The sequence below is a fragment of the Thermocladium sp. ECH_B genome (assembly GCA_001516585.1).
Taxonomy (GTDB): Archaea; Thermoproteota; Thermoprotei; order Thermoproteales; family Thermocladiaceae; genus Thermocladium.
Genome location: LOBW01000126.1, coordinates 1 through 2,086 on the forward strand (window position 1 = coordinate 1; position 2,086 = coordinate 2,086).

Genomic DNA, 2,086 nt, shown 5'->3' on the forward strand with positions numbered 1-2,086 from the left:
CCCCAAGAGGAGACCCCCGTGTCCGAGGATGATGTTAGGCTAATAATGGATCAAACCGGCGTAACCAGGGACGAGGCAATTAAGGCACTGAGGGAAAGCAACGGCGACTTAGCCGAGGCAATACTAAAGCTCCAAAGCAAGAAGCACTGACCTCCTCCCTAAAGGGCGAGGCCCTCCCCTTAATCCCCATCTTTTGTAACTCCATTAATTATAGCTCGGCATGGGTTCGCCCGAATTAGTTGAAAAATTTTTAAGCAAGCCGCTTCCCAATCGCATGATGAGCTCGGCATCAAGGGCAATCACTAGATTGGTGAGCGGCTTATTGGTCGGATTTGTGGGAGGCATCGCAACAGGTGCAGTGGCAGTCGTTACCATGTATGGGTCCCTAATTCGATTGGTGATGACTCAATCAAGTTCTTCCCCAAGCATCAATGCATTGATCAACGTGTTCAATTCATTAAATGTATTGATAGCGATCGGAATGGGGGTGACGATTATGGCAGCCCTACTTCAGTACCTGGGGTTTGCGGAACTAAGCAAGATCAATTCCAAGTACTCCCCGGCGAAGATAGGCGCCTTATTGATTCCCATAGGCTCAATAACGGCGCTTCCCGGCCTTTATCTACTCATCAATGCCATGAAGGAACTGATTTCGACCAATCAGATCAACTCGGTGCCGACTCTCGGAATCGCGCAGCAACAACCGGCCACGGCATTGATCGCATTGATTCCATCCATGATCCTAATACTAGTTGGGGGAGCGCTGTCGCTTGTGGGCCTCATACTGCTCGTCATAGGCTACTATAGGTTGGGGGAAGATTACGGATCCGACCTGATCCGCATCGGAGCCATTCTCTACATATTGGCGATCATTCCATACATTGGACCACCCCTATCCATTGCCGGATTCATACTCATGATCATAGGGCTGCTCCAGATAAGGCAGCGGCCGGCTAATCCACCCAACTAATTGCTTCTCCACCTTGATTTATATATGGCTAGTAGGATGAATATCGTTGCTTGAGCGGCAAGGGATGTAGCTGCCGCAAGCGGGAGATCCACATTATACCTGGCGACTCCACTCACATATTGGATCACTATAGAGGCATCGCTGACGGGGGAGGCAATGGCTATATAAGGAATTGGGAGTATTGTGGCTGGATAGAACACTGGAAATAATGTGCCCAAAACGAATCCAAGTATATTTCCTATTGCCCAGGCATACCTAGTGTCCCTCAAGTATGTGGATATCGTGAATCCAAGCATTGATGTGGATAACCACTCGGCGAAGAGGGACGCAGCAATTGGCGCGGAGTTCCAGGGCGTTATTATTCCCCTATATGCGAGTATCCCAATCATGATGGCTATGCCGGGCATGGAGTAAATCAGGGAGGAGAGGCCGAGCCCAAGCGTGTAGCTAACTGGGGTCAGGGGTGTAGCTATTAACATGTTTTGAAACTTCAACTCTAACCTGTAGAAGGCGCCGTCGCCGACCAATCCAACCCCATTAACTCCTATTAACATGGATATGCCGCCTATCAATCCTATCCCCAAGTATCGATAACCCCCGAAGAATATAATCATCAATGCAATGGAGATGGGAGCCGTTAGGGATGAGACGAGCCATATCGGCATTCTAGTCATGGCTAGCCAACCATTTATCCAAGCAATGACGAGGGAACCCCTCAACTGAGTTAGTAAATTATTGATCCTACTCATCCGCCTCCTCCCTCCAGCCCCCCAGTAAATAAATCACCGCATCCTCAAGAGTTTTTCTGCGAACGGTGACTGTCATGCCTCGCCTGATCAATTCGGATGAAAGCGGGCCGGCCATTGATGGATCGACGTATATTATATACCTGTTGCCCAGCCTTACATGTCTCTCATCCAAATCAAGCGAGCCCCCGTAAGCCTCCACCACCGCATCCTCCGGAACCAATGAGAGCAAGTCTCGAGGAGAGCCTCGCCGTACTATGGTCCCCGCATCTATTATGAAAACCTCATCACTAAGTAACTCCGCCTCCTCTATGTAGTGGGTAGTTAATAGTATTGCGGCGCCGCTTTTCCGTAACTCGGCTAAGGCGTC

At 49.7% G+C, this 2,086-nt stretch carries 2 protein-coding genes and 1 pseudogene; 1 reads left to right on the forward strand and 2 read right to left on the reverse strand.

Features of this window, described 5'->3' with window-relative positions:
• Positions 1-277 precede the first annotated feature (277 nt).
• Positions 278-970 (forward strand): hypothetical protein, encoded by a 693-nt coding sequence (locus AT710_09630; protein KUO90031.1) that lies wholly within the window; start codon positions 278-280, stop codon positions 968-970.
• On the opposite strand, the gene AT710_09635 is transcribed toward AT710_09630, so the two are convergent.
• On the reverse strand, positions 967-1,719 hold the full coding sequence (locus AT710_09635; protein KUO90032.1) for a hypothetical protein: 753 nt from the start codon (positions 1,717-1,719) through the stop codon (positions 967-969). The two genes, AT710_09630 and AT710_09635, sit on opposite strands and share 4 nt — an antisense overlap.
• Positions 1,712-2,086, reverse strand: a pseudogene (locus tag AT710_09640). The gene AT710_09635 and the pseudogene AT710_09640 overlap by 8 nt, the downstream one beginning before the upstream one ends.

Excerpts from the sequence above, each read along its gene's own strand:
- AT710_09630 (KUO90031.1), top strand. The coding sequence starts at position 278 with ATGAGCTCGGCATCAAGGGCAATCACTAGATTGGTGAGCGGCTTATTG.
- AT710_09635 (KUO90032.1), bottom strand. The coding sequence starts at position 1,719 with ATGAGTAGGATCAATAATTTACTAACTCAGTTGAGGGGTTCCCTCGTC.